Origin of the sequence: Serratia sp. JSRIV002, from assembly GCF_019968725.1 — a bacterium.
GTDB lineage: Bacteria > Pseudomonadota > Gammaproteobacteria > Enterobacterales > Enterobacteriaceae > Chania > Chania fonticola_B.
This window is the reverse complement of record NZ_CP074143.1, coordinates 5353680-5380228: the sequence shown is the minus strand read 5'-3', so window position 1 is coordinate 5380228 and position 26549 is coordinate 5353680. Positions and strand designations below refer to the sequence as shown.

Here is a 26549-nt window from a genome sequence, read left to right as displayed (position 1 = left end):
GCCAGGGCGGCATCAGCCAGCCCGTATCTTACAAGGCCGGGAGACTTGAAATGACTGAACATGCAACCGTCGGTATCGACATTGCCAAAGACACTTTTGACGTATACATCGACCCAACTCGTCAGCTTCTGCATCTGGATAACACACCGGAAGGCCATCAGCAGTTGCTGAGTTCGCTCTCTGCCATCACCGTCAAGCTTGTCGTGATGGAGGCGACAGGCCGATATCACTCGTTGCTGGCCGCCACGCTTGAGTTGGCTGGGTTACCCGTGGCCGTGGTCAATCCACGCCAGGTAAAAAACTTCGCTCGTGCGCTAGGGACCCTGTACAAAACCGACCCGAATGATGCGCGTATCATCTGCGAGTTTGGCCGGAGAATGGAGCCCGAAGCCCGCCCCACACCGGATGAACAGACGCAGCGTCTGGCCGGGATGGTGACCCGCCGTCGCCAACTGGTCGATAACAGGACCATGGAGATAAACCGCTATAAAAGCTGCGATGACGTGGTGGTCTCAGCGGGCATCAAGCGGCATATCGACTGGCTGACCGCTGAAATCCGGGATGCAGATGACGATATCGACAGGCAAATAAAAGTGATGCCTCTGTGGCGGGAAAAGGCGACGTTGTTGGAGGAAGTCAAAGGTATCGGGCCGACAACGATGGCGGTGCTTCTTGCGATGTTGCCGGAGCTGGGGAGGCTGAATCGGCACAAAATAAGCGCGTTGGTTGGCGTGTGTCCCTATGCCCATGACAGTGGAAAAATGAAAGGGAAGCGAAGTATCTGGGGAGGGCGAAGCGCGGTGCGTTCAGCGCTATACATGGCGACCTTGTCAGCGGTGCGGTACAACCCGACAATCCGGGAGTTTTACGAGCGCCTGACAGGGCGTGGAAAACCGTTCAAGGTGGCGGTGACCGCCTGCGTGAGAAAGCTGCTAACCATCCTGAATGCGATGCTGCGGGATAATAAAAAATGGGTGACAAATTAATCATCACCCGTTGATTTTAAACACAGCTGCTCTCCCTTCGGGAGAGGGTTAGGGTGAGGGGCATCTTTTTGTCCCTATCTATCGGTCAAAAGGATAACTATGCGAAACTGGCAGGCTTCGAAATTACGAATCGCTCCGCTGTGGAGCGCGCTGTCCCTGGCGTTGTTGGCTATCGCCAGCCCGGCGTTACATGCTGAGGATGCAATGAAACCCACGTCGTCTCATTTTGCCTATATTGGTACCTATAACCCGAACGGTGAGGGAGTTTATCGCATGCAGGTGGATGCGAAAACTGGGGCGCTGAGTGCCAAGACATTGGTCAGCAGCCTGCCTAATCCGGCCCAACTGGTCACCGATGCCAAAGGACAGACGCTATACGTTGCCAGCGAGGTGGCAGATTTTAATGGCACCCAGCACGGGGGCATTGTCGCCTATCGCATCAACCCTCAGGACGGCAGCCTAACGCCGCTTAATCAGGTGGATTCACAAGGTGCGGGGCCGGTTTACCTTTCTCTGACGCCGGATGGCCGTCATCTGCTGGTGGCTAACTATGTCAGCGGCAGCGTTGCGGCGTTCCCGATCGACAGCGAAGGCAAGTTGGGAGCCGCCAGTTCTGTGCAACAAGATGTTGGCCCTGCGGGTGAGGCCAAACCCGCCGCCGCGGTGGAAGGCAGCTTTGCCATCAGCGATCACAATGGCCCGCATGCGCATATGATCGCCAGCGATCCGAGCGGCAAGTTCGTGTTCTCTACCGATCTGGGGCTGGATCGTATCTACCAGTGGCGTTTCGATGCCGCCAGCGGCAAGCTGACGCCAAACGATCCGCCGTGGATCGCCGCCTCTTCCGCCGGAGCTGGCCCGCGCCACTTCATATTTCATCCAAATGGTAAAATTGTCCTACTAATCAACGAGGAAGCATCTACACTAACCAGCTACCGCTTTGATAGCCAAAATGGGACGCTGAAACAGTTACGTGCAGTTTCAACCCTGCCTGCCGATTATAAGGGGACCAGCTTTGCCGCTGGCATGGCCTTGGCTGCGGATGGTAAAAATCTGTATGTCGCCAATCGTCTGCACAACAGCATTGCGCAGTTCAGCGTAAGCGGCGAGGGCGAACTGAAACCGGTGGCAGAGACCTGGACGCGAGGCGACTATCCGCGCACTATCACTTTGGATCCGAGTGGCCGTTATCTGTATGCCATGAATCAGCGTAGCGATAACGTAACCCGCTTTAGCGTAGACCAGCTCAGCGGCAAGCTCAGTTTTGTTGAAGGCTACACCCCGGTGGGCAGCCCTTCACAAATGGTGTTCTTGCCAGCGGCGAAGTAACCAGTTGCCCGCCAGACCCCTCAGGCGGGCACGTTCATAACGGAAAGAGAATGGTGAGATTTCCCTACCCACGTTTGGCATCGCTGTTCGATGCTTTGCAGTCTGAAACCTTGCCGCAGGACGAGCTGGCAAAGCGTTTTGCCGTGTCTACCCGCACGGTACGCGCTGATATCACCGCGCTGAACGATATCCTGGAGAGTTATGGTGCGCAGTTTGTCCATAGCCGCGGGGCCGGATATCGCCTGCAGGTTGATGATGAGGCCCGGTTTAGCGCACTCCAGCATCGGGAACGTAAACAGCACGCTACGCCGCGCAGTGCGCAGGAGCGGGTGCATTATCTGTTGATTCGCTTTTTGACCTCAGCCTTCTCGATGAAGCTGGAAGATCTGGCCGATGAATGGTTTGTCAGCCGAGGTACGCTGCAAAACGACATGGCTGAGGTGAGAGAGCGCCTTGCGCATTACCAGTTAACCATCGAAACCAAGCCGCGCTATGGTATGAAGCTGTTTGGTGCGGAAATGGCGATCCGCTCCTGCCTGACCGATCTGCTGTTTCAACTGCATCTGGCGGATGCGGAAAATCCATTGCTGAACAATGACATCCTTCATCAGCCGCAGGTATTGACCTTTGCCGGGTTGCTGCACCCACTGCTGTCGCAATATGCCATTCGTCTGACCGATGAGGGCGAGCAATATCTGATCTTCTACTGTGCCGTGGCGCTGCGGCGCATCACGGACGGCTATCCGTTGCAGGATTTTGACGTGGAAGATGGTGATGATGCGGTGCGCAAAGCGTCAACCTGGCTGGCGGGTGAACTGAGCAAGGCCACGGGTAAAGAGATTGCGGCGGCGGAAGAGGCCTATTTGCGGGTCAACATTGCTGCCAGAAGAGTACAGGAAGTGCAGCCGACCAAAATCAACGCCGATGACGAAGAGGCGCTGGTGGATTACATCCTGTCCTACATTAACTCGCACTATAACTACAACCTGCAGAACGACAAGCAGCTGCGGGCCGATCTGCTCACCCATATCAAAACCATGATCACCCGGGTGAAATACCAGATCAATATCCCGAACCCGCTGTTGGCCAATATCAAGCAGCATTATCCGATGGCCTATGATGTGACGCTGGCGGCGGTCTCGAGCTGGGGTAAACACACGCCTTATACCCTGAGCGAGAACGAAATCGGCTACCTGGTGCTGCATATTGGCGTCGGCCTGGAGCGGCACTACAACATTGGTTATGAGCGCCATCCCCAGGTGATGCTGGTGTGCGATACCGGTAACTCTACGGTGCGGATGATCCAGGCGCAGATTGCACGCAAGTATCCGCAATTGGTGGTAACACGCATCGTTTCGCTGCGTGATTACGAAATTCTCGCCAGTATCGACGAAGATTTTATCATTTCCAATGCGCGCATCAGCGAGAAGAACAAGCCGGTCGTCGTGATGTCGCCGTTCCCAACGGAGTATCAGCTAGAACAGTTGGGCAAGCTGGTGCTGGTCGATCGCACCAAGCCGTATATGTTGGAAAAATTCTTTGATGCCAACCACTTTATGATCGTCAACGAGCCGCTAACGCAGGAGCAGCTGTTTAGCAAAGTTTGCGCTCAGTTGGAGCAGGAAGGCTATGTGGGCAGTGATTTTTACCCTTCGGTCGTTGAGCGGGAGGCCATCGTTTCTACCTTGCTGGGGGAGGGGATTGCTCTGCCGCACTCTTTGGGGCTGTTGGCGAAAAAGACAGTGGTGGTCACGCTGCTGGCACCGCAGGGTATCCCGTGGGGAGAAGGTGAGGTGGCACACGTCATTTTCTTGCTGGCGATCAGCAAAAACGATTACGAGGAAGCGATGGCGATCTACGATCTGTTCGTCACCTTTGTGCGCGAACGTTCGATGACCCGCCTGCTGGGCAGTGACAATTTCGACAGCTTCAAAGCGGTGGCGTTGGACTGCCTGAGCCGCATTTAACGGCTTCCCCCTCTGAATGCAGAGGGGGAGCACCGTATTAATCGTCTTTCTTCTTGCCGAATATCTTCATCAGCGCGCCGACGATCAGCCCCAGGGCGATACCGCCTAAAATCCAGTCAACCAAACTCATTGTTGTGCTCCCGCGATCCTATAGTGCTGATTATATTATCATTCAATCAAGAACGCCCCATCGATCATTAATCTCCGTTGCTCGCTAGTGTAGCTGAGCCAGGAATTCTTGCTGTTGGACTTCTCCAGTACGATGGCCAGTTCCGCCTGGCTAAGGGATAGCTCGTCCTGCCAGAACGGGGCGATGGCGTGGCGCGTGATAAAGTCGATCAAAAAGCGCGCCGGGCTGTCCTGCTCTTCAGGGAATAGCCGCAGGGCCAGTTCGGTCATTAATGCACGTTGTTGCGGCTGCTCGCTTTCCCCCAGCAATTCAAGGAACGGCAGCAGCAGGCGGCCGCACACTTGGCCGTGGTGGTAATCACGCAATGCCCCAATCTCGCCCGCGATGCCGTGGATCACACCCAGGCCCGCCATACTCAGCGTCAGGCCACCCAGGTAGGAAGCCTGCATAATCGCTTCGCAGGCCTCATCGCTCTGTTTCAGCACTGGCCAGGCGCACAGGAAATGATGGATGCCGCTCAACGACATCTCGCGCGACAGGCTGCTGGCCGTCTTGGAAAGGTAGGCTTCAAACAGATGAGTAAAGGCATCGATAGCGCAATAGGCCAGTACATGATCTGGCGCTCCTTTCAGCAGGTCAGGATCGAGGATCGCCACCTGTGGCACAAAGTTATTATGCCGCAAAGAGGCTTTCACCTTGGTGACCTGAGTATCGGTGATCACTGCGTTTTGGGTTACTTCGCTACCGGTGCCTGCGGTGGTGGGGATGGCAATCAACGGCAGCGTTGCGCCACTGATTTTGCTGTCACCCACTTTTTCCATGTAACGCAGGGTTGGCAGCGGGTGTTGGATCAGGGCAGCGAACGCCTTGGCGGCATCCAGCACGCTACCTCCGCCGATGGCTACCACTCTTTGCACCTGGCCTCGCCAGCGTGCTACCCATTGGTCGATTTCTTGCGGGGAGCCCTCATGGGCGACAATTTCTTTGCCTACCAGCAACGGCGTCAGCACCGGGGCCAGTTCAGCATAGAGGGTACCGTTAAGGAACGATCGGCAGGTGAACAGCAGCGTGGTTTGCGGCTCTGCCTGGAGCAGTGGGATCAGGTGCTGGATGCTGCCCTTGCCAAACCAGGCCTGCCGGTTGGCGATCATCAGACTAGTGGTCATGCTCTCTCCTTGGCGCATTTGGGCATTGAAACCACAGCATAGTTCAGCCTACCTGGGCAAACCAACGCTTTTCCTCCGTATAACACGAAATTGTTAAGATATTAACCAACTCGGATTGTGTGGGTAATCGTTGTTAGGACCTAACTTGTGATTTGATTAACATGTAAACAGCAATACCCTTGCATTCTGGCCAATTGAATGCTTTTTATAGCCTATTGGCCCAATGTCGGTCACTGATTCGTTGGGAAAGGTTGATTGTTAATTTATTAATGATTGTGGGGGCGAAATGAGTATTCAGGTCGAAAGATTATCGGCGGTGATCGACGCAGTCGCTACCCGCCAATTCTATGCCAGCCTGCTGGGTTATCTAGAGGGCTTTTTCGCCTTTGATAATGCCATCGTCTATGCCTTCGAATATGGTCAGGCACCGCGCTGCCTGATGAAAACCGAGAAAGAAAACAGCGATGCGGTAAACCAGATTTACCAGCAGGGTGCTTACCTTGAAGATCCCTTTTACCAGGCGCTGAACGGCGGCGGCCATGGCGATGTGTTTACGCTGCGGCAACTGGCTCCCTGTGGTTTTTACCAGACGGATTACTACCGTAACTTTTACCGTAAAACCGGCTGGCACGACGAGGCTGGCGTGTTGCTGCAACTGACGCCGGAACGCGGACTAGGCATATTTTTTGGCTCGGCCCGGCAAACGGTCGGCGTGCGTTATCCCCAACTGGCTGACCTGCGTGGCGCGTTGACGCTGGTAAAAAGCGTGGCACGGCTGCATGGGGAAGTGGTGGTCGCGGCTAATGTGCCCACTCCCTCTGCCCCGCTGCTAGATAGCGCAGCCCAGGCGCGCTATGCGTTAAGCCCGCGTGAACGTGAGATCGTCGATCTGATCCTGAGCGGCAACGGATCGCAGCAGATCGCCGAACGGCTGTTTATCAGCCTGGGTACGGTAAAAAATCATCGCAAGAATATTTACGGCAAGCTGAATATTGGCTCTCAGGCTGAGTTGTTCAGCCTGTTCTTGAGTGCACCCCTGCGCCGTACGGCATAATGTTAAAAAAGTGTTGCGAATATCCCTAAAGGGACATAGCCGCCCGTCCATGCTCTGCTGATAATCCAGGCTAAGGCAATGGGTAAAGGGAGTGCAGCAATGAATAATCAAATCGAATCGTTAACCTACTACGCGGCGACCAAGAAATACGATCTGCGCTTCCCCACGCTGGAAGAGGATCTGGATGTTGACGTGGTGATCATCGGCGGTGGCTTCTCCGGCATTAACACGGCGCTGGAACTGGCGGAAAAAGGCATCACCAATATCGCTATTCTGGAGGGCCGCCATCTGGGCTACGGCGGAACGGGTCGCAACGGTGGTCAGGTGATGGCCGGGATCGGCCACGATCTGGAGAAGATCAAACGCCACGTTGGTCCGGCAGGGTTAGAAACCATCTTCAAGATCAGCAATCTCGGTGCCGGGATTATCCGCGAGCGGATTAAGAAGTACGCCATCGACGCCGATTTCTGCTTTGGTTATGGCTACCTCGGCAGCAACGCCAGGCAGGAAAAGACCCTGCGTTCCTGGCTCAAAGAATTCAAAGCGGTCTCACCGGATGAAGAGATCGAGCTCTATACCGGCTCCGAAGTGAAGCAGGTGGTGGGGTCTGATGCTTATACCTGTGCGCTGAAACACATGGGGGGTGGCCACGTTCATTCTCTCAACCTGCTATTGGGAGAGGCGCAGGCGCTGAGTGGTTACGGGGTGAAAATCTTCGAAAACAGCAACGTACTGAATGTGGAATACGGCCCGCGTATTACCGTGCGCACCGCCATGGGATCGGTACGCGCCAACAAGATGCTGTGGGCCTGCAACGGCTTCCTCAACGGCATGGATCCCTTTATCTACAAAAAGACCATCAATACCTACGCCTTCCAGTTGGCGACAGAACCGCTGTCTGATGAGCTGATCCGCCAGATCAGTCCGATCCGCGGGGCTTACAGCGATATCCGGCCGGTGATCGACTATTACCGCGTCACTAACGAGAACCGCCTGTTGTTCGGCAGCGCTACCCGGCTGGTCGAATATATTCCTTCAGACCTGAAGGCCTGGAACCGCAACCTGATGCTGAAAGTTTTCCCGTATCTGAAGGACGTGAAGATCGACCTGGCCTGGGGCGGGCCGCTGTGTTGCAGCGCCAACCTGTTCCCGCAGATCGGTACTTTGCCGCAGCACGATAACGTGTTTTACGTGCAGGGCTATTCCGGCTTTGGGGTGACACCGAGCCATATCGTTTGCAAGGTGTTGGCGGAAGGAATGAGTGAGGGATCCGATCGCTATGACCTGATGAGTTCGATCCCGCACGTGGATATTTTTGGCAAAGACAAGCTGCGCCGTGTGATGACCACCGCGGGCAAGGTTTGGCACCAGACTTCCGGCTACTGGAAGGGGCGTCGTTAATTCTGACCACTAATCTAACAGGAAAAAATCATGAAACCATTACTGCTTAAGCAAGCGCTACCAGAACTGCAACAAATTGGCAGCGTCAGCAACCTGGGGGCCACGGTGGTCGCCGGTGAACCCAACGTCGGCGTGGCGATGATTTTTGGCGCGCCAACGGACAACCTCAACTGCGGTATCTTCAGCTGTACCCGTGGCACCTTCGTGATGGAATACCCGTTTGCGGAACATGCCACGGTATGGGAAGGCACGGCAACGCTGACCAATGAGAACACCGGCGAGTCGGTAAAGTATCAGGCCGGAGATTCCTGGTTTGTTGAGAAGGGCACCCCGGTGCGCTGGGAAATCACCTCCGATCGTTTTGTGAAGCACTATCTGGCGATTGTCGAAGGCTAACCCGCAAGGAGGGCGATATGATGACGGATATCACACTGTTGCCACAGGTCACGGCCTTTCTGGACCGCCAGCAGGGCCATTACATTCACGGCCAAGCTGTGGCTGGAGCAGGCGTAGAAAGGTTTGCGGTGGTTAACCCGGCAACCGGGCTGGCCATCGCGCAGGTGAATGAAGGCGGCCAGGCTGAAGTTGACGCGGCGATGCAGGCGGCCTTTGACGCTTTCCACGGTAGCTGGGCACAGGTTTCCCCTTTGGAGCGGGGCAACTGCCTGACGCGCCTGGCCGATCTGCTGCAAACCCATCGTGAGGAACTGGCGCAGCTGGAAAGCCTGTGTTCCGGCAAAACCATTCAGCTGTCTCGCGGGCTGGAAATCGATATGGCCTCGCAGTTCCTGCGCTACTTTGCCGGTTGGTCGAGCAAAATCAGCGGGGAAACGTTGAACGTTTCATTGCCTTCCTTCCAGGGGGAGCAATACAGCGCATTCACCCGGCGTGAGCCGTTGGGCGTGGTGGTCGGCATCATTCCGTGGAACTTCTCGATCATGATCGCCATCTGGAAGCTGGCTGCGGCGCTCACCTGTGGCTGTACGGTAGTGCTCAAGCCGAGTGAGTATACGCCGCTAACCATGCTGCGGGTGGCGGAATTGGCAACGGAGGCGGGCATCCCGGTTGGTGCACTCAACGTGATCAACGGTTCAGGCGCACGCCTTGGCCCTATGCTTATCGCCCATCCGCGCTGTGCCAAAGTGACCTTCACCGGCTCGGTGCCTACCGGGATCGCGGTGGGGAAAGCGGCGATGGAGCAAGGGATTGTGCGTACCACGCTGGAACTGGGGGGTAAGAATGCCGCCGCGTTTCTGGCGGACGTCTCGGTCGACAAGATGGTCGACGGTATTATCGAGGCGGGCTACCTGAACCAAGGTCAAATCTGTGCCGCAGCAGAGCGTTTCTACCTGCCTGCCAGCCATATCGATGAGGTACTGGCAAAGCTGACGCAGCGCTTGGCGGCCATGAAGGTGGGCTCGCCGCTGGATGAGAGTACCGAAGTGGGGCCATTGGCCAACGAGGCGCATTACCGCAAGGTACTGGCGCTGTTTGACAAGGCACGGGCTGATGGCAGCCAGATCGTCTGCGGCGGTCAGGCGTTGGCAGGTCCAGGCTTCTTTGTTGCGCCGACGGCGATCCGCGCTAATGGGCCGCATGATGCGTTAATGCGTGAGGAGACCTTTGGCCCGGTGGGCACTTTCCTGGCCTATGAGGATGAAGAGCAGATGATCGCCATGATCAACGATTCGCCTTATGGCCTGGCCGCCAGCCTGTGGACCAACGATCTCAGCAAGGCGATGCGCATGATCCCGCGGATTGAAGTGGGCACCTTGTGGATCAATATGCACACATTCCTCGATCCGGCGTTGCCATTCGGTGGGGTGAAATCGTCGGGGATGGGCAGAGAGTTCGGCAGCGCGTTTATCGAGCATTATACCGAGTTGAAATCGGTGATGGTCAGATACTGATTGCCGTTGTTTTTTTAGGGGCGGAGGATCTCCGCTCCCGTTAATCTTCGTCGAAGCCTGAATTAAACAGCTCAATCACCGCTGCCAGTGCCTGTTCTTCCTGCGGCCCGGTGGCTTCAATTTCGATCTGGCGGCCCTGGGCGGAATCCAGCATCAGCAGCGCGATCACGCTGCTGGCTTCCGCTTCGGTGCCGCTGTCATTACGCAGCAGCACTTCGGCGTCAAAACTCTGCACCAGCTCAAACAGCTTCATAGCCGGGCGGGCGTGCATGCCCAGCTTGTTCTTGATCTCAACCGTCTGCTTGACCGTCATTGTTGTTTACGCTTTTCCAGTGTGCGGTGACGGGATTGCACGTTCTTGCCGCGTGAACGGAAATAATCCGCCAACTGTTCAGCCACGTACACCGAACGGTGCTTACCGCCGGTACAGCCAATGGCGACGGTCAGATAGCTGCGATTGTTGGTCTCCAGCATCGGCAGCCACTGTTCCAGATAGCTACGAGTCTGGTAGATGAAGTTGTGCACTTCGGTATGGCGATCGAGGAACGAGGCCACGGGCTTATCCAGGCCGGTCATCGGGCGCAGTTTAGGGTCCCAGTGCGGGTTTGGCAGGAAGCGTACGTCAAACACGTAATCGGCATCGATAGGAATGCCGTGCTTGAAGCCGAAGGATTCGAACACCATCGTCAGCTCGCGTTCGCGTTTGCCCAACAGACGGGTACGCAGCATTTCCGCCAACTCGTGCACCGACATTTCCGAGGTATCGATAATCAGATCGGCACGGGAACGCAGTGGCTCAAGCAGATCGCTTTCTTCATCGATCGCGCTTTCCAGCGACAGGTTCTTGGCAGAGAGAGGATGCAGGCGACGGGTGTCGCTGTAGCGGCGGATCAGGGTGTTGCGATCGGCATCAAGGAACAGCAGCTGCGGCGTGAAGCTCTCCGGCAGCTGGGTCATTGCATATTCAAACACTTCCGGCGATTCCGGCATGTTACGGACGTCGATGCTTACCGCAGCGGAGCTATTACGTTCGGCCAGCGTCTGGGCCAGCTGTGGCAACAACACCACGGGCAGGTTATCAACGCAGTAAAAACCCATGTCTTCCAACGCCCGCAAGGCGACGGATTTCCCCGAACCGGAACGGCCGCTGACAATCATCAGCACCATGTGGTAACTCCCCTGGCATCTCAATGGCGCTCATCGCCACCGTTAGGATCTATTATCCGGGCCACGGCCCGGATATATCGTAAGTAAAACAGTAGCGTTTTCATGGCGGAAAGTCACGCCAGCCGCTGGTTACTCGGTGATGATCTGATACAGCTCTTCGTCGCTCAGCGCTGCGCGCAGGCGGCGGCACACGGTTTTGTCGGCCAGTCGTTTGGCAACCAGCGACAGCGTATGCAAGTGAGTTTTACATTGATCGGCCGGTACCAGCAAGGCGAACAGCAGATCGACCGGTTGATTATCAATGGCATCAAAGGCGATAGGTTGCTCAAGGCGGATAAACACGCCAACGGCCCGCAAAGTGTCCTCTTCCAGTTTGCCGTGTGGGATCGCGATACCGTTGCCGATACCGGTACTGCCCATACGTTCCCGGGTGAGTACTGCGTCAAACACCACCTGCGAAGGTAGGTTGAGCTGCTTGGCCGCCAGCTCGCTGATAATTTCCAAAGCCCGTTTCTTGCTGGTGCAGTGTACCGAGCTTCTGGTGCACTCGATGTTTAACACCGAGCTTAATTGCATTATTTCGTTGTTCATCTCATCTTCACTTAAAACCGCGTCCTGTCGCTTTATTGCAAGCCTGCTTTACCATTGGAAAGCAGGCTTGCGCTGATAACCTTCATGAAACGGTTTTTCGCCTGTTTAACCCTGATGGCTTATCGGCGCATACCTATACAGGTGCTGCGCCGAGGGTTGCCGTGTAGCCAATGCGACTACGATGTGGGCCATTACGCATCGCATAACGGCCCAGAATGTCAGTGTTGCTTTAGTTTGTCTTTATGTTTGTTCAATTGACGCGCCAGTTTGTCGATCAGGCAGTCAATTGCGGCATACATATCTTCTTTTTCCGAGGTGGCGTGCAACTCGCCCCCATTCACATGCACCGTTGCTTCCGCAATCTGCTGCACTTTTTCCACACTGAGTACGACATATACCTGGTTAATGCGGTCAAAATACTGCTCGAGTTTGGCAAACTTGGTGTTGACGAACTCACGCATTGGTTCGGTGACTTCGACGTGGTGTCCGGTAATGTTGAGCTGCATAATGTCTTCCTTCTCTATAGAGGTCAAACCAACTGTTTACGCTGGTTGGACGGCGGGATGGACAAAGACTCTCGGTACTTGGCAACGGTGCGCCGCGCCACCATGATCCCCTGATCGGAAAGCATGGTGGTCAGCTTGCTGTCGCTAAGCGGTTTGGCAGGGTTTTCCGCCGCGATCAATTTCTTCACTAACGCCCGGATCGCCGTAGAGGAGGCTTCGCCACCGCTGTCGGTATTCACATGGCTGGAGAAGAAATACTTCAATTCGAAAATACCACGCGGGCTATGCAGGAATTTCTGCGTCGTCACGCGTGAGATTGTCGATTCATGCATTTCCACGGCCTGGGCGATATCCGCCAGCACCATGGGCTTCATAAATTCTGCACCCTGTTCAAAGAACGCCTCCTGCTGTTCGACAATACAGCGGGTCACCTTGAGCAGCGTGTCGTTCCGGCTTTCCAGGCTCTTGATCAGCCACTTCGCTTCCTGCAAATTGCTGCGGATATACTGGCCGTCGGCATCGTTGCGCACCGTGTTGCCCAGTGCCGCATATTGCTGGTTGATTTTCAGCCGTGGGATGCTGTCTGCATTAAGCTCTACCACCCACTTGTCCTGTACCTTGCGCACCAGCACGTCCGGGATCACATACTCGGATTCACCGGTATTGATCGACTGCCCAGGGCGCGGATCGAGCGAGTGGATCAACACCATCGCTTCTTTCAGTGTATCTTCTTTTAAGCGAGTTGTTCGCATCAGGCTGCGAAAGTCGTGGTTGGCCAGCAAATCCAGATGCTCGCTGACGATCAGACGTGCTTCAGCCAGATAGGGCGTGTCTTTGGCATACTGGGAAAGCTGGATCAGCAGGCAGTCACGCAGATCGCGCGCCGCGACGCCGACCGGATCAAAACGCTGTACGCGCTTCAATACCGCTTCGACCTCGTCCATCGTCACGTTATCGTCACCCATACTCTCCAGAATGTCTTCCAGCGGTACGGTGAGATAGCCGGTGTCATCGACGGCGTCGACGATCGAGGTGGCGATGGCGGCATCGGTGTCAGAGAACGGTGTCAGATCCACTTGCCACATCAGGTAGTCCTGCAGCGTTTGCGTGGTTTCGCCCTGATAGACCGGCAGTTCGTCATCGCCATAGTCGGTACCGGTGCCGGACGGGGTGCCCGCGGTATAGATCTCATCCCAGGTGGCATCCAAAGGCAGCTCTTCGGGCATGTCCTTCTGTTCCAGCGCTTCGCGGGTGTCTAGCCCTTCGGTCTCGACGCTTTCTTTGGTGTCGATCTCTTCGTGCTGGTCTTCGGTCTGTTCAAGCAGCGGGTTGCTCTCTAGCGCCAGTTGGATCTCCTGCTGGAGCTCAAGCGTGGACAGCTGCAACAGGCGGATCGCCTGCTGAAGTTGGGGGGTCATGGCCAGTTGCTGGCTGAGCCTGAGTTGCAAACCTTGCTTCATAATCTTCTGCTACTTCCGTTAACGGCGGCCTGTTGGCCTGCCGCTGGAACCTACAGGCGGAACTCTTCGCCCAGATAAACGCGTTTCACCTGCTCATCGGCCAGGATGGCGTCCGGCGTGCCGTGGGCAATCAGCTTGCCCTGGCTGACGATATAGGCACGTTCGCACACGTCCAGCGTCTCGCGCACGTTATGATCGGTGATCAGCACGCCAAGGCCGCTGTCGCGCAGGTGCTCGATGATTTTCTTGATATCGATAACGGAAATCGGGTCAACCCCGGCGAAAGGTTCATCCAGCAGGATAAATTTCGGGTTGGCGGCCAACGCACGGGCAATCTCCACGCGGCGGCGTTCACCACCGGAAAGCGATTGGCCCAGGTTGTCACGCAGGTGGGAGATATGAAACTCTTCCAGCAGCTCGATAGCCCGATCGTTGCGTTGCTCACTGGTGAGATCGTTGCGGATCTCCAGCACCGCCATCAGGTTGTCGTAAACACTCAGGCGGCGGAAGATAGAGGCTTCCTGCGGCAGGTAACCGATACCGCGGCGTGCGCGGGCGTGCAGCGGCAGGATACTGATATCTTCGTCATCGATCACGATGCGCCCGGCGTCGCGCTGAACGATGCCGACCACCATGTAGAAAGTGGTGGTCTTACCGGCACCGTTTGGCCCCAGCAGGCCGACGATCTCGCCAGATTTCACTTTCAGGCTCACGTCTTCAACGACTTTGCGGCCTTTGTAGGCTTTCGCCAGGTTTTCTGCGATGAGTGTTGCCATAAGTAATTAGTTACTCTTCTTTTGACCGTTTTTGTCTTGCAACTGTGATGGCACCAGAACCGTGGTCACGCGTTTGCCTTTATCGCTGAACGCCTGCATCTGCTGCTGTGGCACCAGATAGGTAATACGGTCGCCCTTCACGTTGCTATCGAGCTGTTCCAGATAGGCGTTGCCGGTGAGGGTGATCAGCTGCGGCGCGACGTCGTAACGAACTTTCTGCGCATGGCCTTTCACCGGCTTGCCGTTGTCCTGCATCTGGTAGAAGGTTACCGGATTGCCGAACGCTTCAATATAGGTTTTGTTCTGATCGCCACCCGGGCGCGTGACCACGACCTTATCGGCCTTGATCTCGATGGTGCCCTGCTTGATCACCACGTTGTCGGTAAAGGTGCTGACGTTGCTCTGCATATCCAGCGACTGTTTCAGCGAGTCGATACTTACCGGTTGGTCAGAGTCGGATTTCAACGCCAATGCGGGGGAGCTGGCGGTCAAAACGAGGCTGACGATCAACAGATTACGGAGTTGGCTTTTGGTTCTGAATTTCATAGTTGGTCTTGACCTTATCAATCAGCTCAGCGGTTTTGTTCCGCAGATTACCACGCATTTTCATGCCGTTAGAGGTGAAATTCGTGCCGAACAGGGTGACTTCATCATCGGAAGAAACGTCCTGGGTGACCAGATTAATCTGGGCATTATCGGTTTTAATTTTTTCCAGCTGTGAGGTGGTTGTCAAACTGTTCACCTCTACGTGGCCGTACAGATACAGCATGCGGTTTTTGGTCAGCTTGGCGCGATCGGCGCGTATTGACCAGGTGGCCACGGCATGCTCATCAAACAGCGTCATCACCGGCTGGGTGAACCAGCTTAACTCATCAGCGGTGTAATATTTAACCTCTTCTGCCACCAGCTTATAGCTTAGCTGCCCGGCCGGATTGTATACCACGGTCACGGTATGCTGGCTCTGATAGGTCGGGTCTTGGTTGTTGACCGGTACCGAATTGTCGTCATCGCTGAAATCGGCCATGTTCCAGCCAATCAGCGCCAGCGCGATCACGGTCAGCAAGAGGGTGATCCAAAGTTTGGTTTTACTCATATTGACAGCCCTTTGGCGTCCTCCAGCTTGTTTTGCGCCAGCAGGATCAGGTCGCACAGCTCGCGCACCGCACCACGACCACCGTTGATACGGGTGACATAATGGGCGCGAGGTAACAATAATGGATGCGCATCGGCCACCGCGACGGCCAGACCGACTTCGGCCATGACCGGCCAGTCGATCAGATCGTCGCCGATGTAGGCGATTTCATCTGGCATCAGGGACAGTTTATCCAACAGTTCACGGAAGGCCAAAAGCTTATCGGACTGCCCTTGATACAGATGGGTGATATCCAACGTTTTTGCCCGGTCTTCCAGCAGTTTGGCCGAACGCCCGGTGATGATGGCCACCTCGATACCCGAGGTTTTCAGGCAGCGGATGCCGTAGCCGTCACGGACGTTGAAGGCTTTCAGCTCTTCACCGTTATTGCCCATGTAGATCAGGCCATCTGACAGCACGCCGTCGACATCACAAATCAACAGGCGGATTTTCCCGGCGCGGACCATGACTTCTTCAGCTACCGGCCCGTAACAGGTTTCAACCAGACTCATGCAGTTCGTTCCTTTCATTAAACGACGCCAGCGCGCAGCATGTCATGCATATGTACCACACCCAGCAATTGGTCGCCATCGGCAACCAGCACGGCGGTGATATGGCGTTGCTGCATCAGATTGAGCGCATCGACCGCCAGCAGGTTCGGGCGCACCCGGATACCGCCTAGCGTCATGACGTCGGTGATGTTGGCATTATTCAGATCGATGCCCATATCGAACACCCGGCGTAAGTCACCGTCGGTAAAAATACCGGCGATCTTCATCAGATCGTCGCAGATCACCGTCATGCCCAGGTTTTTACGGGTGATCTCCAGCAGCGCGTCGCGCAGCGAGGCATCGGGGCTGACGTGCGGAATTTCATCGCCGCTGTGCATGATATCACTAACGCGCAGCAGCAGGCGGCGGCCCAAAGCTCCACCTGGGTGGGACAGGGCGAAATCTTCCGGGGTGAAGCCCCGGGCCTTCAGCAGCGCTACGGCTAATGCATCGCCCATGACCAAGGTGGCGGTGGTGCTGGTGGTGGGGGCCAAACCCAGAGGGCAAGCCTCCTGCGGTACCTTGATGCACAGATGTACGTTTGCCGCCTTGCCCATCGAGCTTTCCGGATTGTTGGTCATGCAAATCAGTGGGATCTGCTGGCGTTTCAACACCGGGATCAGCGCCAGAATTTCGTTCGACTCACCGGAGTTGGAAATCGCCAGCACGATGTCCTGTGTCGACACCATGCCCAGATCGCCGTGGCTAGCCTCCGCGGGATGCACGAAGAACGCTGGGGTTCCGGTACTGGCCAGCGTGGCGGCAATTTTGCAGCCGATATGGCCGGATTTTCCCATGCCCATGACCACGACTTTACCGCAGCATCCGGCGATCGCTTCACATGCCCGGGTAAAATCGGCATTGATGTACTGATCGAGCTGGGCCAGGCCATCACGCTCAATCTGAAGCACTTCTTTGCCGGCCTGCTGAAAGTCAAAGCCCGGTTGCAACTGGTTAGATGACATACTCATTCTCAACGGTTAGCCGAACGTACTGAAAGGGTTAAAGAACAGCACTGCAAGATACGCAATAAAGCCACATAATAACAGAGCTCCTGCCAGATGACCGATACGATGTTTGCGGCCAATACACAGGGCAGCAAGCAGGATACCGGCCGCCAGCATGACCCAGTAATCGCGCTGGAAGGCTGCGGGATCGATACTGCCCGGCGATAGCAGGGCAGGGACGCCCAGCACGATCACCGTGTTAAAAATCGTCGAGCCGATGATATTCCCTACCGCCATATCATCTTCGCCTTTTAGTGCTCCGGCGATCGAGGTGGCCAGTTCGGGCAGGCTGGTGCCGATGGCGATGATCGTCAGGCCAACCACCAGTTCACTCAGGCCAAAGTAGTGGGCAATCACCGAAGCGTTATCGATGATCATCCTTGATGACAGCGGCAGAATAATGAAGGCCAGCACCAGCCAGAGAATGGCCACGGTGTTGCTGCTGTCCTGCGGCAGTTCGGCGAGTTGCTCCACCGTCAGGCTGTCGTTGCCTTCACGTTGCGCCAGCCTGGCGATTTTCAGCATCAGCAGAATAAAACCGGTGGCGGCCAACAGCAGCAGTACGCCATCAAAGCGGCTCAGGGTGTTATCCATCAGCACATAGCCGCACAACAGGATAACCCCCAGCATCAGCGGCAGTTCACGCCGTAACACTTCGGAGCGAACCGACAGCGGATGGATCAGGGCCGCCACCCCCAGGATCAGTAAAATATTGGTGATGTTGGAGCCAATCACGTTGCCCACCGCCAGGTTGGTCTGCCCATTAAGGGCGGCGGTGACCGATACGATCAATTCTGGCAGTGACGTGCCGATACCGACTATCGTCATGCCGATAATCAACGGGGGAACCCCCAGCGAACGGCTAATCACCGCCGCACCATAAACTAATCTATCCGCCCCATACACCAGTAAAAATAAACCAACGATCAACAGCACTATCGCGAGAAACATTCAGGGTCCTATATTGGGGTATCATCCCGGTTCGTTGGTTAAAGACCATCATCGGCCAGCTTGCTTACCCTACGTTGTGCAAAACAACGAATTTCCCGGTAAAAGATCGAACCATAAGACTGCGACTAATCCTGATGAACTGGCTTTGAAGGGGCGCCGCATGCTGCGCCCTCAGAAACATTCTCAGTTTGTCATCAGTCAGACTTTATTTTTTTGCGTTATTTCCTAATTTTGACCGTCTGGAGCCTAAAAGTAAAACCTATGGCATCATTGGTAGCGCATTGTGGGCAAGTTTCGGTAAAAATAGGACGTATTGCCCCTATTGCTTTACCATCACGGATGATTTGGCAAAAAAATAGCCTGTACAGGATCAATAAACATGCACCAGAAGGCAGATAATCTGGTCGAAGTGCGCGGCATGAGCTTCTCTCGCGGCGATCGGCTGATATTCGAAGACATCAACCTGACGGTTCCCCGTGGCAAAGTGACGGCCATCATGGGGCCGTCCGGCATTGGTAAAACCACGCTGTTACGCCTGATTGGTGGCCAGTTGACCCCAGACTGCGGTGAGATCTGGTTTGATGGGGACAACATCCCGGCGCTGTCGCGCCATCAGTTGTATGAGTCACGCAAGAAGATGAGCATGCTGTTTCAGTCGGGAGCGCTGTTCACCGATCTGACGGTATTTGAGAACGTGGCCTACCCGCTGCGTGAACACAGCCGCCTGCCGGAGCCGATCCTGCGCAGCACGGTGCTGATGAAGCTGGAAGCCGTAGGGCTACGCGGCGCGGCAGATCTGATGCCGAACGAACTTTCTGGCGGTATGGCACGGCGAGCGGCCTTGGCGCGTGCTATCGCGTTAGATCCGACATTGATCATGTTCGACGAACCTTTCGTTGGCCAGGATCCGATCACCATGGGCGTGCTGGTCAAGCTGATCGATGAGCTGAATAACGCGCTCGGGATCACCTGCATCGTGGTATCCCATGATGTGCCAGAAGTCTTGAGTATCGCGGATTACGCCTATATTGTGGCGGATCACCATGTGATTGCCGAAGGCTCGGCAACGCAATTACAGAACAATCCTGATGCGCGAGTGCGTCAGTTTCTGGATGGTATTGCCGATGGGCCGGTACCGTTCCGTTACCCGGCCGGTGATTATCAGACAGAGCTTTTAGGGGAAGGGAGTAAATAACCTCATGTTTTTAAAGGCGTTAGCGTCGTTAGGACGCCGTGGCATCAACACCAGCGCAGCCTTTGGACGCGCCGGGCTGATGCTGTTCCACGCGCTGATCGGGCGCCCGGAGCCGCGTAAACAATGGCCGCTACTGCTCAAACAGCTACACAGCGTGGGCGTTCAGTCGCTGCTGATCATCATGGTTTCCGGCTTGTTTATCGGCATGGTGTTGGGGTTGCAAGGTTACATCGTCCTTACCACCTACAGTGCCGAGGCCAGCCTGGGCATGATGGTGGCGTTGTCATTGCTGCGTGAGCTGGGGCCGGTAGTGACCGCTCTGCTGTTCGCTGGCCGCGCCGGTTCGGCTCTGACGGCCGAAATCGGTCTGATGAAGGCCACTGAGCAGCTTTCCAGCCTGGAAATGATGGCTATCGATCCGCTGCGGCGTATTGTTGCCCCACGTTTCTGGGCCGGTCTTATCAGCATGCCGCTGCTGACGATTATTTTCGTGGCAATCGGCATCTGGGGCGGCGCGATTGTTGGCGTGGACTGGAAGGGGATCGACAGTGGTTTCTTCTGGTCGGCGATGCAAGGGGCCGTTGAATGGCGTCAGGATTTACTTAACTGCCTGATCAAGAGCGTGGTGTTTGCCATTACCGTTAGCTGGATTGCGATCTTCAATGGTTACGATGCCGTACCGACCTCTGAAGGGATTAGTCAGGCAACGACAAGGACCGTGGTACATTCGTCACTGGCTGTGTTGGGATTGGATTTCGTGCTGACTGCACTGATGTTTGGGAATTGATGTGATGCAAACGAAGAAGAGTGAAATCTGGGTTGGGGCGTTTATGCTGATTGCGCTGTGCGCCATCATCTTCCTCTGCCTCCAGGTGGCCAATATTAAATCGATCGGTAATGAACCGACTTACCGTATCTACGCCACCTTCGATAATATCGGTGGTTTGAAAGCGCGTTCACCGGTGAAGATTGGTGGGGTGATGATTGGTCGGGTTGCAGCTATCTCGCTCGACCCGAAGACCTACACGCCACGCGTGGCGTTGGATATCCAGCAACAATACAACCAGATCCCGGACACCAGTTCGCTGGCGATCCGCACCTCCGGCCTGCTGGGTGAACAGTATCTGGCGCTGAATGTCGGTTTTGAAGATCCCGAGATGGGCACGACTATCCTTAAGGATGGTGGGACCATTCAGGACACCAAATCAGCCATGGTGCTGGAAGACTTGATCGGCCAGTTCCTCTATAAGAGCGGTGGTCAGGATAGCCCGAACTCACCAGACGCTGCAGCAGCACCTACATCAGTTCCGGATGCCGCTACGCATTCCGCTACAAGTCATTAATCGAGGAAACCTGCATGTTTAAACGTTTTTTAATGGTTGCCCTGCTGGTGGTTGCACCGCTGGCTAATGCGGTCGATCAGACTAACCCATACAGCCTGATGCAAGACGCTGCGCAGAAAACCTTCACCCGCCTGAAAAGCGAGCAGCCAAAAATCAAGCAGGATCCCAACTACCTGCGCACCATCGTGCATGAAGAGCTGATGCCGTTCGTGCAGGTGAAATACGCGGGTGCGTTGGTGCTGGGCCGTTACTACAAAGACGCCACGCCAGCCCAGCGCGAAGCTTACTTTGCCGCCTTCCAGGCTTATCTGGAGCAGGCATATGGTCAGGCATTGGCCATGTACCAGGGCCAGACCTATCAGATCGAACCGGAACAACCGCTAGGCAATGCCGATATCATCGCGATCCGCGTGACCATCATCGATAAAGGGGGGCGCCCGCCGGTGCGTCTGGATTTCCAATGGCGTAAGAACAGCAAAACCGGTCACTGGCAGGCGTATGACATGATTGCCGAAGGCGTCAGCATGATCACCACCAAGCAGAATGAGTGGGCATCGACTCTGCGCCTCAAAGGCGTAGACGGTTTGACCCAGCAGCTGCAAGCGGCCGCCAAACAGCCAATCACTCTGGATCAGAAAAACTGATGGTCGCAGCGCTGAGTTGGACATCACAACAGCAAACGCTGGTGCTGAGCGGCGAGCTGGATCGTGAGACGTTATTGCCGCTGTGGCAGCAACGTGAGACGCTGTTGGCAGACAAAACCGTGATTGATGTGGCTCAACTGCAGCGCGTGGACTCTTCCGGCCTGGCCCTGCTGCTGCATTTACGTGAGCAACGGCGCCAGCAGGGAATTGAGATAAAAATTTCCGGTATCACAGAACGGTTGCAAACGCTGATCACGCTCTACAATTTGTCAGCAATAATGCCTGTCGAAACCGCTAGTTAGCCACATTTTCGGCGGGTTGACCGGAAAAAATCAGTTAAAGGCCCCTGTTACTCGGGGGCTTTTTCTTTGGTTTAAGAAAGCGGCGGATTCCACTAAGATAGACGCCAAGAAGTCGCCACTGGTGACTATGATCCTTCGATGCAGAATTGGATACTATGGAAAATAGCGAAATTAAAGACGTGCTGATGAAGGCGCTGGCACTGGAAGAAGCGCATGTGACCGGCGATGGCAGCCATTTTCAGGTGATCGCCGTGGGTGAACTGTTCGCCACCATGAGCCGCGTCAAGAAACAGCAAGCCGTCTATGCGCCGCTGATGGAATACATCGCGGACAACCGCATTCATGCTTTGTCGATCAAGGCATATACCCCAGAAGAGTGGCAGCGGGATCGCAAACTCAACGGATTTTAAGGCTGTTTGCCCAGCGGGCAGGCAGCTCAGAACAGATAACAGAGAGTAGTTAAATGGATAAATTTCGTGTGCATGGCCGGACCCGTCTTAGCGGTGAAGTGACCATTTCCGGGGCGAAAAACGCCGCCCTGCCGATCCTGTTTGCCGCCTTGCTGGCGGAAGAGCCTGTCGAACTGCAAAACGTCCCGAAGCTGAAGGACATTGACACCACCATCAAACTGCTCAGCCAGTTAGGTACCAAGATCGAGCGTAATGGCTCGGTCTATGTTGATGCCAGCGGCGTGAACGAGTTTTGTGCTCCCTACGATCTGGTGAAAACCATGCGTGCCTCCATTTGGGCATTGGGGCCGCTGGTAGCGCGCTTTGGCCGTGGCCAGGTATCGCTGCCAGGTGGCTGTGCCATCGGCGCACGTCCGGTTGACCTGCACATTACCGGCCTGGAGCAGCTGGGTGCGGAAATCAAACTGGAAGAGGGCTACGTCAAGGCCTCTGTGGAAGGGCGCCTGAAGGGCGCACATATCGTGATGGATAAGGTCAGCGTAGGCGCAACCGTCACCATCATGAGTGCTGCAACCCTGGCGACCGGTACCACTATCATCGAGAACGCGGCACGTGAGCCGGAAATCGTCGATACCGCCAACTTCCTCAACACGCTGGGTGCCAAAATCAGCGGCGCGGGCACGGACCGGATCACCATCGAAGGCGTTGAGCGCCTGGGTGGCGGGGTTTACCGTGTGCTGCCAGACCGTATCGAAACCGGTACCTTCCTGGTTGCCGCTGCCGTTTCCGGTGGCAAGGTGCTGTGCCGCAATACCCGTCCAGATACGCTGGATGCGGTGTTGGCCAAACTGCGTGAAGCAGGGGCCGATATCGAAGTGGGTGAAGACTGGATCAGCCTGGACATGCATGGCAAACGCCCGAAAGCGGTAACCCTGCGCACGGCTCCACACCCTGGTTTCCCAACCGATATGCAGGCGCAGTTCAGCCTGTTGAACCTGGTAGCGGAAGGGACCGGTGTGATCACCGAGACGATCTTCGAAAACCGCTTTATGCACGTGCCTGAGCTGATCCGTATGGGCGCACACGCGGAAATCGAGAGCAACACCGTGATTTGCCACGGCGTAGAGCAACTTTCTGGTGCACAGGTGATGGCGACCGATCTGCGAGCCTCTGCCAGCCTGGTATTGGCAGGTTGTATTGCCGAAGGCGTAACGGTGGTGGATCGTATTTATCACATCGACCGTGGCTACGAGCGCATTGAAGACAAACTGCGTGCGCTGGGTGCCAATATTGAACGTGTGAAAGGCGAGTAATCGAGAATTTTAGCCTGTTTGTGCGAATAAAGCCCGGCTCGCCGGGCTTTTTGCTGACTAATTATTATCCTCTGGGAACTCACCCACCGCCATATGCAGCGTAATGCGTTGCCCATCGCGTAGCACCACCACCGGGATCTCCGTCCCAGGGCGGATCTCCGCCACCTGATCCATCGTCTCTAATACCGACACCGCCGGTTTGTTATCGACGTTAATGATGATGTCATTAATACGGAACCCCGCATTGGCGGCCGGACCGTTAGGGGTAATTTCGGTCACGATGATCCCCTGCAGGCGATCGATGCCGGTCGCCGAGGTGCGCACCGGGATAATCTCTTTGCCCTGAATACCAAAGTAGCCGCGGATCACCCGGCCATCACGGATCAGCTTATCCATGATCTTGGTTGCCAGTTCTACCGGGATGGCAAAGCCTAGCCCCTCTGGCGTTTCGCCATCGGTGATCTTGTCGTAGGTCAGCGTGTTGATGCCCATCAGCTCACCCAGGGAGTTAACCAGCGCACCGCCGGAGTTACCTCGGTTGATTGAAGCATCGGTTTGCAGGAAGGTTTGCCGCCCGGTGGTACTCAGGCTGATACGCCCGGTAGCGCTGATAATGCCCTGGGTAACGGTTTGCCCAAGGTTGTACGGGTTACCGATCGCCAGCGCCACATCACCGATGCGCGCGGGGCGTGCGGTATTGATTGGGATCACTGGCAAGTTGCCCGGATCGATTTTCAGCACGGCCAGGTCGGTCAGGCTATCGGAGCCGACCAATAACGCCTCATAGCGACGGCCATCTTGCAGTACGGCGGTGATCTGCTGGGCGTCTTTGATCACGTGGCGGTTGGTAATGATATAGCCGCGATCGTTCATGATCACACCGGAACCCAGGGAGAGCACGTTGGTCGCGCCGCTGATGTTGCGGTTGTAGATGTTGACGACGGCAGGGGCAGCCCGGCGCACGCCGGTGTTATAGCTGGCCGGCGTTTGATCGCTGGTGTTCTCAGATTTGCTGGCGAATATGTTATTGGCGGAACGCAATACGGGCAGGGCGGCCAGCAGTATACCGGCAACGACCAAACCAATAACAATAGAACGCAAGAGCTTAGCAAACATAGAGTTTTAGTTAGTGTTGGGGAAGATGAACGGAGGATAGCACGAGTTAACCGGGCGCAGTATGCTGGCGCGCCCGGTTTCGCAACAAATTAACGCAGCAACAGATAAATGTTTTCGTCGCCACGTACGATGTTCAACGCCATCACCGCCGGTTTAGCTTCAAGCAGTTTACGCAGTGCATTGATGTTTTCAACGCGCTGACGGTTGACGCCGATGATCACATCCCCTTTCTGCAGGCCAAACTGTGCCGCCGGAGTACCTTTATCCACCTTGTCGATCTTCACGCCTTTATCACCGTTTGGCAGCGCACCGTTGGTGAGGGAGGCACCTTGCAGCGCAGGCGACAGCGTTTCGGCATTGGTTGATACGCTTTCGCTGTTATCCAGGGTGACGGCAACGTCCATAGGTTTGCCTTCACGCAGCAGGCCTATTTTAACGGTAGTGCCCGGTGCGGTGGTGCCCACTTTGGCACGCAGCTCGGCAAAGCTACTGATCGGCTTGCCATCCAGGGAGACCAGAATATCGCCGGCTTTGATCCCGGCTTTGGCTGCGGCAGATTTTGGCATGACTTCACTGACAAAGGCTCCGCGTTGGGCATCCGTATTGAATGCCTTCGCCATATCGGCGGTCATTTCACTGCCTTTTATGCCCAGCAGGCCGCGCTTCACTTCACCAAACTCAATCAGCTGCTTGCTCAGGCTCTGTGCCATGTTACTTGGAATGGCGAAGCCGATACCGATGTTGCCGCCGCCCGGTGCCAGGATCGCGGTGTTGATACCGATCAGCTCACCATTCAGGTTCACCAGCGCGCCGCCGGAGTTGCCACGGTTGATGGAGGCATCGGTCTGGATGAAGTTTTCCAACCCTTCCAGGCTCAGGCCGCTACGGCCCAGTGCGGAGATAATGCCGGAGGTTGCCGTCTGCCCAAGGCCGAACGGGTTACCGACGGCTACGGCGAAGTCACCGACACGCAGTTTGTCGGAGTCGGCGATTTTTACCGCCGTCAGGTTTTTGACATCGCTGACCTGCAGCAGGGCAATGTCAGACTGTTCGTCGCGGCCAATCAGCTTGGCGTCATATTCGCGGCCATCATTGAGCTGCACGCTGATCTTGTCGGCGTTGTTGATGACGTGGTTGTTGGTGAGGATGTAACCCTTCGCCGCGTCGATAATCACACCGGAACCCAGCCCTTCAAACGGGCGAGTGCTTTCTTTCGGTGAAGGCATGTTCGGGCCAAAGAAGAATTTAAACTGCTCTGGCAGCTGTGGCTGGCGTTGTACCTGGGTACCTTCTACACGCACGCTAACCACGGCGGGCAGCACTTTTTCCAGCATGGGTGCCAGGCTTGGCAGCGACTCACCAGCAACGGCGGCTGGCATGGCTGCGTTGGCTGCCGGGACGGAGGCAAATGCCAGGCTAATGCTCATTGCTAATGCACTAAGAATTAAAGATCTTTTCATCATTGGTTATAGCTCTCTCAAAATCTGCCGGTGAAATTTTTTACGATACTGCCATAGCAATACCATTTGTGTAGTCTAGGACAATGAATTTACGCGAAAAGTTCACTTAATCGTCAAGAGTAAGCATGGTCAGGGCGGGGAATTAGGGACGAACAAAGTGAACAACCCGTGGGATCGCCCCACGGGTCAGTATAACGGGGAATCAGTTACCGCGTGGAGCGCCGCGCAGCAGGCCGGAGGCCCCTTCGGAGTAATCACGTGGCATTTCCACTGGCGCCTGATCGTTATCCGCTTCCGCTTCGGTCAGACGATAGCGGAACGGGTTGTCCTGCATCGGCAGATCCGGCAGCAGGTTGTTGGAGCTTTTCGCCATATGCTGATACAGCTGACGATAGTCGCGCGCCATGTTATCCAGCAGTTCAGCACTGCGGGCAAAATGGCCAACCAGCTCCTGACGGTACTCTTCAAGCTCGGTTTTGCTTTTATCCAGTTCGTTTTGCAGCACCTGTTGCTGACGTAATTTACTGTTACCAAAACGCATCGCTACCGCACCGATCACGATACCGACCACCAAACCAATCAGCGCATACTCCCAGGTCATGATGACTCCTATTTTGACTTCGTTGTTCCGCAGGGATTTTTCACTTAATAATATCCACTATAACCGTTAACCTTGTCCGAG

General features: G+C 55.5%; 29 protein-coding genes. 14 read left to right on the top strand and 15 right to left on the bottom strand.

Going from position 1 to position 26549, the window contains the following annotated elements:
- The first annotated feature begins 50 nt into the window (after nucleotides 1-50).
- From KGP26_RS25175 to KGP26_RS25165, 3 genes are all read left to right on the top strand, one after another.
- Complete coding sequence (locus KGP26_RS25175) at nucleotides 51-986, top strand: IS110 family transposase (RefSeq protein ID WP_059199132.1); 936 nt, start codon at nucleotides 51-53, stop codon at nucleotides 984-986.
- A 99-nt stretch (nucleotides 987-1085) separates the two neighbouring features.
- Entirely contained in the window at nucleotides 1086-2315 is a 1230-nt protein-coding gene (locus tag KGP26_RS25170) for a lactonase family protein (RefSeq protein ID WP_223664721.1), read from the top strand.
- Nucleotides 2316-2365: 50 nt separating this feature from the next.
- Nucleotides 2366-4282, top strand: coding sequence for a transcription antiterminator (locus tag KGP26_RS25165; RefSeq protein ID WP_021806967.1), 1917 nt, complete (start codon nucleotides 2366-2368; stop codon nucleotides 4280-4282).
- A gap of 168 nt (nucleotides 4283-4450) precedes the next feature.
- Here KGP26_RS25165 and KGP26_RS25160 read toward each other — a convergent pair whose 3' ends face one another.
- Complete coding sequence (locus KGP26_RS25160) at nucleotides 4451-5578, bottom strand: iron-containing alcohol dehydrogenase (RefSeq protein ID WP_223664720.1); 1128 nt, start codon at nucleotides 5576-5578, stop codon at nucleotides 4451-4453.
- Between the two features lie 286 nt (nucleotides 5579-5864).
- Between KGP26_RS25160 and KGP26_RS25155 the strand changes: the two genes are divergently transcribed.
- The 4 genes from KGP26_RS25155 to KGP26_RS25140 all read left to right on the top strand — a co-directional run bounded on the left by KGP26_RS25155 (nucleotide 5865) and on the right by KGP26_RS25140 (nucleotide 9943).
- The gene (locus tag KGP26_RS25155) at nucleotides 5865-6632 is read left to right on the top strand and encodes a response regulator transcription factor (protein WP_021806965.1); all 768 of its coding nucleotides are present in this window, start codon (nucleotides 5865-5867) and stop codon (nucleotides 6630-6632) included.
- 99 nt (nucleotides 6633-6731) lie between these two features.
- A complete protein-coding gene (locus tag KGP26_RS25150; protein ID WP_021806964.1) occupies nucleotides 6732-8033 on the top strand; it encodes an FAD-binding oxidoreductase in 1302 nt (433 codons plus the stop codon).
- 30 nt (nucleotides 8034-8063) lie between these two features.
- Complete coding sequence (locus tag KGP26_RS25145) at nucleotides 8064-8429, top strand: cupin domain-containing protein (RefSeq protein ID WP_218520244.1); 366 nt, start codon at nucleotides 8064-8066, stop codon at nucleotides 8427-8429.
- 20 nt (nucleotides 8430-8449) lie between these two features.
- Nucleotides 8450-9943, top strand: coding sequence for an aldehyde dehydrogenase family protein (locus tag KGP26_RS25140; RefSeq protein WP_223665691.1), 1494 nt, complete (start codon nucleotides 8450-8452; stop codon nucleotides 9941-9943).
- 40 nt (nucleotides 9944-9983) lie between these two features.
- On the opposite strand, the gene npr is transcribed toward KGP26_RS25140, so the two are convergent.
- The 11 genes from npr to KGP26_RS25085 form a co-directional block, all read right to left on the bottom strand.
- Nucleotides 9984-10256 carry a PTS phosphocarrier protein NPr gene (npr, locus tag KGP26_RS25135; RefSeq protein WP_021180705.1) on the bottom strand — a complete coding sequence of 91 codons (273 nt, stop codon included), beginning with the start codon at nucleotides 10254-10256 and terminating at the stop codon, nucleotides 9984-9986.
- Nucleotides 10253-11110, bottom strand: coding sequence for an RNase adapter RapZ (rapZ, locus tag KGP26_RS25130; protein WP_021180704.1), 858 nt, complete (start codon nucleotides 11108-11110; stop codon nucleotides 10253-10255). The genes npr and rapZ overlap by 4 nt, the downstream gene beginning before the upstream one ends.
- A gap of 129 nt (nucleotides 11111-11239) precedes the next feature.
- Entirely contained in the window at nucleotides 11240-11701 is a 462-nt protein-coding gene (ptsN, locus tag KGP26_RS25125) for a PTS IIA-like nitrogen regulatory protein PtsN (RefSeq protein ID WP_024483720.1), read from the bottom strand.
- Between the two features lie 218 nt (nucleotides 11702-11919).
- Nucleotides 11920-12207, bottom strand: a complete 288-nt coding sequence (gene hpf, locus KGP26_RS25120) for a ribosome hibernation promoting factor (protein ID WP_021180702.1) — start codon at nucleotides 12205-12207, stop codon at nucleotides 11920-11922.
- A 23-nt stretch (nucleotides 12208-12230) separates the two neighbouring features.
- Nucleotides 12231-13667, bottom strand: coding sequence for an RNA polymerase factor sigma-54 (rpoN, locus tag KGP26_RS25115; RefSeq protein ID WP_021180701.1), 1437 nt, complete (start codon nucleotides 13665-13667; stop codon nucleotides 12231-12233).
- 50 nt (nucleotides 13668-13717) lie between these two features.
- The gene (gene lptB, locus KGP26_RS25110) at nucleotides 13718-14443 is read right to left on the bottom strand and encodes an LPS export ABC transporter ATP-binding protein (RefSeq protein ID WP_021806959.1); all 726 of its coding nucleotides are present in this window, start codon (nucleotides 14441-14443) and stop codon (nucleotides 13718-13720) included.
- A 6-nt stretch (nucleotides 14444-14449) separates the two neighbouring features.
- On the bottom strand, nucleotides 14450-14989 hold the full coding sequence (gene lptA / locus KGP26_RS25105; RefSeq protein WP_021180699.1) for a lipopolysaccharide ABC transporter substrate-binding protein LptA: 540 nt from the start codon (nucleotides 14987-14989) through the stop codon (nucleotides 14450-14452).
- Nucleotides 14958-15536, bottom strand: coding sequence for an LPS export ABC transporter periplasmic protein LptC (gene lptC / locus KGP26_RS25100; RefSeq protein WP_021806958.1), 579 nt, complete (start codon nucleotides 15534-15536; stop codon nucleotides 14958-14960). Before lptC ends, lptA begins: the two co-directional genes overlap by 32 nt.
- Nucleotides 15533-16087: a 3-deoxy-manno-octulosonate-8-phosphatase KdsC gene (gene kdsC, locus KGP26_RS25095; protein ID WP_021180697.1), complete on the bottom strand. Its 555-nt coding sequence runs from the start codon at nucleotides 16085-16087 to the stop codon at nucleotides 15533-15535. Before kdsC ends, lptC begins: the two co-directional genes overlap by 4 nt.
- Nucleotides 16088-16104: 17 nt before the next feature.
- Nucleotides 16105-17091, bottom strand: coding sequence for an arabinose-5-phosphate isomerase KdsD (gene kdsD / locus KGP26_RS25090; protein ID WP_218520246.1), 987 nt, complete (start codon nucleotides 17089-17091; stop codon nucleotides 16105-16107).
- 15 nt (nucleotides 17092-17106) lie between these two features.
- Entirely contained in the window at nucleotides 17107-18084 is a 978-nt protein-coding gene (locus KGP26_RS25085) for a calcium/sodium antiporter (RefSeq protein WP_021806956.1), read from the bottom strand.
- A 379-nt stretch (nucleotides 18085-18463) separates the two neighbouring features.
- On the opposite strand from KGP26_RS25085, the gene mlaF reads away from it, so the two are divergent.
- The 7 genes from mlaF to murA all read left to right on the top strand — a co-directional run bounded on the left by mlaF (nucleotide 18464) and on the right by murA (nucleotide 23291).
- Nucleotides 18464-19279, top strand: a complete 816-nt coding sequence (gene mlaF, locus KGP26_RS25080; RefSeq protein WP_021180694.1) for a phospholipid ABC transporter ATP-binding protein MlaF — start codon at nucleotides 18464-18466, stop codon at nucleotides 19277-19279.
- Nucleotides 19280-19283: 4 nt separating this feature from the next.
- Complete coding sequence (mlaE, locus tag KGP26_RS25075; protein ID WP_021806955.1) at nucleotides 19284-20066, top strand: lipid asymmetry maintenance ABC transporter permease subunit MlaE; 783 nt, start codon at nucleotides 19284-19286, stop codon at nucleotides 20064-20066.
- Between the two features lie 4 nt (nucleotides 20067-20070).
- Nucleotides 20071-20622, top strand: a complete 552-nt coding sequence (mlaD, locus tag KGP26_RS25070) for an outer membrane lipid asymmetry maintenance protein MlaD (RefSeq protein WP_094983185.1) — start codon at nucleotides 20071-20073, stop codon at nucleotides 20620-20622.
- 14 nt (nucleotides 20623-20636) lie between these two features.
- On the top strand, nucleotides 20637-21266 hold the full coding sequence (mlaC, locus tag KGP26_RS25065) for a phospholipid-binding protein MlaC (RefSeq protein ID WP_021806953.1): 630 nt from the start codon (nucleotides 20637-20639) through the stop codon (nucleotides 21264-21266).
- Nucleotides 21266-21568: a lipid asymmetry maintenance protein MlaB gene (gene mlaB / locus KGP26_RS25060; protein WP_094983184.1), complete on the top strand. Its 303-nt coding sequence runs from the start codon at nucleotides 21266-21268 to the stop codon at nucleotides 21566-21568. Before mlaC ends, mlaB begins: the two co-directional genes overlap by 1 nt.
- Before the next feature lie 155 nt (nucleotides 21569-21723).
- Nucleotides 21724-21978: a BolA family iron metabolism protein IbaG gene (gene ibaG, locus KGP26_RS25055; RefSeq protein WP_021180689.1), complete on the top strand. Its 255-nt coding sequence runs from the start codon at nucleotides 21724-21726 to the stop codon at nucleotides 21976-21978.
- 53 nt (nucleotides 21979-22031) lie between these two features.
- Nucleotides 22032-23291, top strand: coding sequence for a UDP-N-acetylglucosamine 1-carboxyvinyltransferase (murA, locus tag KGP26_RS25050; RefSeq protein WP_021180688.1), 1260 nt, complete (start codon nucleotides 22032-22034; stop codon nucleotides 23289-23291).
- A 57-nt stretch (nucleotides 23292-23348) separates the two neighbouring features.
- Here the strand turns inward: murA and degS are convergent, their stop codons facing one another.
- The 3 genes from degS to zapG all read right to left on the bottom strand — a co-directional run bounded on the left by degS (nucleotide 23349) and on the right by zapG (nucleotide 26468).
- The gene (gene degS / locus KGP26_RS25045) at nucleotides 23349-24407 is read right to left on the bottom strand and encodes an outer membrane-stress sensor serine endopeptidase DegS (RefSeq protein WP_065684740.1); all 1059 of its coding nucleotides are present in this window, start codon (nucleotides 24405-24407) and stop codon (nucleotides 23349-23351) included.
- Nucleotides 24408-24496: 89 nt separating this feature from the next.
- Entirely contained in the window at nucleotides 24497-25870 is a 1374-nt protein-coding gene (gene degQ, locus KGP26_RS25040) for a serine endoprotease DegQ (RefSeq protein WP_059198979.1), read from the bottom strand.
- A 199-nt stretch (nucleotides 25871-26069) separates the two neighbouring features.
- Nucleotides 26070-26468 carry a Z-ring associated protein ZapG gene (zapG, locus tag KGP26_RS25035; RefSeq protein ID WP_021180680.1) on the bottom strand — a complete coding sequence of 133 codons (399 nt, stop codon included), beginning with the start codon at nucleotides 26466-26468 and terminating at the stop codon, nucleotides 26070-26072.
- Between the last annotated feature and the right edge of the window lie 81 nt (nucleotides 26469-26549).

Excerpts from the sequence above, each read along its gene's own strand:
- KGP26_RS25175 (WP_059199132.1), top strand. The coding sequence starts at position 51 with ATGACTGAACATGCAACCGTCGGTATCGACATTGCCAAAGACACTTTT.
- KGP26_RS25170 (WP_223664721.1), top strand. The coding sequence starts at position 1,086 with ATGCGAAACTGGCAGGCTTCGAAATTACGAATCGCTCCGCTGTGGAGC.
- KGP26_RS25165 (WP_021806967.1), top strand. The coding sequence starts at position 2,366 with ATGGTGAGATTTCCCTACCCACGTTTGGCATCGCTGTTCGATGCTTTG.
- KGP26_RS25160 (WP_223664720.1), bottom strand. The coding sequence starts at position 5,578 with ATGACCACTAGTCTGATGATCGCCAACCGGCAGGCCTGGTTTGGCAAG.
- KGP26_RS25155 (WP_021806965.1), top strand. The coding sequence starts at position 5,865 with ATGAGTATTCAGGTCGAAAGATTATCGGCGGTGATCGACGCAGTCGCT.
- KGP26_RS25150 (WP_021806964.1), top strand. The coding sequence starts at position 6,732 with ATGAATAATCAAATCGAATCGTTAACCTACTACGCGGCGACCAAGAAA.
- KGP26_RS25145 (WP_218520244.1), top strand. The coding sequence starts at position 8,064 with ATGAAACCATTACTGCTTAAGCAAGCGCTACCAGAACTGCAACAAATT.
- KGP26_RS25140 (WP_223665691.1), top strand. The coding sequence starts at position 8,450 with ATGACGGATATCACACTGTTGCCACAGGTCACGGCCTTTCTGGACCGC.
- npr (WP_021180705.1), bottom strand. The coding sequence starts at position 10,256 with ATGACGGTCAAGCAGACGGTTGAGATCAAGAACAAGCTGGGCATGCAC.
- rapZ (WP_021180704.1), bottom strand. The coding sequence starts at position 11,110 with ATGGTGCTGATGATTGTCAGCGGCCGTTCCGGTTCGGGGAAATCCGTC.
- ptsN (WP_024483720.1), bottom strand. The coding sequence starts at position 11,701 with ATGAACAACGAAATAATGCAATTAAGCTCGGTGTTAAACATCGAGTGC.
- hpf (WP_021180702.1), bottom strand. The coding sequence starts at position 12,207 with ATGCAGCTCAACATTACCGGACACCACGTCGAAGTCACCGAACCAATG.
- rpoN (WP_021180701.1), bottom strand. The coding sequence starts at position 13,667 with ATGAAGCAAGGTTTGCAACTCAGGCTCAGCCAGCAACTGGCCATGACC.
- lptB (WP_021806959.1), bottom strand. The coding sequence starts at position 14,443 with ATGGCAACACTCATCGCAGAAAACCTGGCGAAAGCCTACAAAGGCCGC.
- lptA (WP_021180699.1), bottom strand. The coding sequence starts at position 14,989 with ATGAAATTCAGAACCAAAAGCCAACTCCGTAATCTGTTGATCGTCAGC.
- lptC (WP_021806958.1), bottom strand. The coding sequence starts at position 15,536 with ATGAGTAAAACCAAACTTTGGATCACCCTCTTGCTGACCGTGATCGCG.
- kdsC (WP_021180697.1), bottom strand. The coding sequence starts at position 16,087 with ATGAGTCTGGTTGAAACCTGTTACGGGCCGGTAGCTGAAGAAGTCATG.
- kdsD (WP_218520246.1), bottom strand. The coding sequence starts at position 17,091 with ATGTCATCTAACCAGTTGCAACCGGGCTTTGACTTTCAGCAGGCCGGC.
- KGP26_RS25085 (WP_021806956.1), bottom strand. The coding sequence starts at position 18,084 with ATGTTTCTCGCGATAGTGCTGTTGATCGTTGGTTTATTTTTACTGGTG.
- mlaF (WP_021180694.1), top strand. The coding sequence starts at position 18,464 with ATGCACCAGAAGGCAGATAATCTGGTCGAAGTGCGCGGCATGAGCTTC.
- mlaE (WP_021806955.1), top strand. The coding sequence starts at position 19,284 with ATGTTTTTAAAGGCGTTAGCGTCGTTAGGACGCCGTGGCATCAACACC.
- mlaD (WP_094983185.1), top strand. The coding sequence starts at position 20,071 with ATGCAAACGAAGAAGAGTGAAATCTGGGTTGGGGCGTTTATGCTGATT.
- mlaC (WP_021806953.1), top strand. The coding sequence starts at position 20,637 with ATGTTTAAACGTTTTTTAATGGTTGCCCTGCTGGTGGTTGCACCGCTG.
- mlaB (WP_094983184.1), top strand. The coding sequence starts at position 21,266 with ATGGTCGCAGCGCTGAGTTGGACATCACAACAGCAAACGCTGGTGCTG.
- ibaG (WP_021180689.1), top strand. The coding sequence starts at position 21,724 with ATGGAAAATAGCGAAATTAAAGACGTGCTGATGAAGGCGCTGGCACTG.
- murA (WP_021180688.1), top strand. The coding sequence starts at position 22,032 with ATGGATAAATTTCGTGTGCATGGCCGGACCCGTCTTAGCGGTGAAGTG.
- degS (WP_065684740.1), bottom strand. The coding sequence starts at position 24,407 with ATGTTTGCTAAGCTCTTGCGTTCTATTGTTATTGGTTTGGTCGTTGCC.
- degQ (WP_059198979.1), bottom strand. The coding sequence starts at position 25,870 with ATGATGAAAAGATCTTTAATTCTTAGTGCATTAGCAATGAGCATTAGC.
- zapG (WP_021180680.1), bottom strand. The coding sequence starts at position 26,468 with ATGACCTGGGAGTATGCGCTGATTGGTTTGGTGGTCGGTATCGTGATC.